This window comes from Poseidonocella sp. HB161398, assembly GCF_005870025.1.
Classification (GTDB): Bacteria; Pseudomonadota; Alphaproteobacteria; order Rhodobacterales; family Rhodobacteraceae; genus Mangrovicoccus.
Map to the genome: position 1 here is coordinate 1 of NZ_VATA01000213.1, position 1,573 is coordinate 1,573.

Consider the following 1,573-nt stretch of genomic DNA (forward strand, 5'->3'; position numbering starts at 1 on the left):
GCTGATCTCGATCGTGCTCGGGATGGGCCTTCCCACCACGGCGAACTACATCGTCGTCTCCTCGCTGATGGCAGGCGTCGTGGTCGAGCTCGGCGCGCAGAACGGGCTGATCGTGCCGCTGGTGGCGGTGCACATGTTCGTCTTCTATTTCGGCATCATGGCGGATGTGACCCCGCCCGTGGGGCTGGCCAGCTTCGCGGCGGCGGCGATCTCGCGCGGGGATCCGCTGAAGACCGGATTCCAGGCGTTCTTCTACTCGATCCGCACGGCGCTGCTGCCCTTCCTCTTCATCTTCAACACCGATCTGCTGCTGATCGATGTCAGCTGGCTCCATGCCGTGGTGATCTTCGTCGTCGCGATGATCGCCATGCTGGTCTTCGCGGCGGGCACGATGGGCTGGTTCGTCACCCGGTCGCGGCTCTGGGAATCCGCCGCGCTGATCCTCGTGGCGCTGACCCTGTTCCGGCCCGGCTTCTGGCTCGACCGGTTCACCGCCGAATGGACCGCGGCGCCGCCTGCGGTGATCTTCGACCTTGCGGCAGAGGCGCCCGCCGCGGCGTCGCTCCGGGTCGGGCTGGAGGGCGACACGCTGGATGGCCGCCACGTCTCCTCGATCTTCCTCCTGCCGCTCGGACCCGCGGGCGCCGACGGCGCGACGCGCCTGTCGCAGGCGGCGGGGCTCGACCTGGTGGCGCGGGAGGACGATGTCATCGTCGACATGATCGCCTTCGGCGGCCCGGCCGAGAAGCTCGGCATCGATTTCGACTGGAGGGTGACCCATGTCGACGTGCTGAGCGAACGGCCGCCCAAGGAGATCTTCTATCTCCCGGCCTTCCTGCTGCTGGCCCTGATCGCCCTGATCCAGCGGCGGCGCGCGTAGCGCGGCCCCCGGACAGGCGTGCCGCCGTCGCTGATGGCGCGCGCTGGCCCGTCCTGCGGCCTGCCCCTTCCGGGCGGGCCGTCTTGCCTTTCCGCCTGCGCCGGGCGGAGGGGCGGCCCGATCCCGAACTGGGAGTTGCAATACTTCCAGTACGGTTTGACGAACTTCGGGGCGATCAGGCGCACCTCATGCCCAATCGCCGCCAACGTCCGCGCCCAATGATGGGCTGTCGTGCAGGCCTCCATGGCAACAAGGCATCCAGGATGCGTCTGCATGAACGCTAGTCACCTGGAACGAAAGTTTGTTTCATTATTCTGCCTGATGCGGGAGGATGTGATGGGTGGCCGTGTTGCTGTTCCAATTGATCTCAGCGACGAGGAACGCTCATTCCTCGAAGCCCAGCTTCGCAGGCACAAGGCGGCCCGATCACTTTCGGACCGCTGCCGCATCGTCCTGCGATGCGCCGAAGGGATGTCCAACAAGGAGATCGCCGCCTCACTCGGCCACAGCCAGCACACGGTGGGAAAATGGCGCCGCCGCTTTGCGGAGCAGAGGCTCGAGGGGCTTTCCGATGAATACCGTGAAGGCCGTCCACGCACGGTTTCGGACGAACAGGTGGCGGAGGTCATCAAAAGGACGCTGGAAAGCACGCCCCGGGACGCGACACACTGGTCGATCCGGTCGATGGCTGCG

The 1,573-nt window shown here is 66.4% G+C and carries 2 protein-coding genes and 1 pseudogene; 2 read left to right on the forward strand and 1 reads right to left on the reverse strand.

What is annotated here, in order from left to right:
• Positions 1-880 (forward strand): DUF3394 domain-containing protein (locus tag FGX59_RS36815; RefSeq protein ID WP_138473469.1); only part of this gene is annotated, 880 nt, incomplete at its 5' end.
• Positions 881-1,023: 143 nt separating this feature from the next.
• Here the strand turns inward: FGX59_RS36815 and FGX59_RS36820 are convergent.
• Positions 1,024-1,143, reverse strand: a pseudogene (locus FGX59_RS36820) (IS110 family transposase); the annotation flags it as partial.
• 58 nt (positions 1,144-1,201) lie between these two features.
• Here FGX59_RS36820 and FGX59_RS36825 point away from each other — a divergent pair.
• A partial coding sequence (locus FGX59_RS36825; protein ID WP_138466079.1) for a helix-turn-helix domain-containing protein occupies positions 1,202-1,573 on the forward strand: 372 nt, incomplete at its 3' end.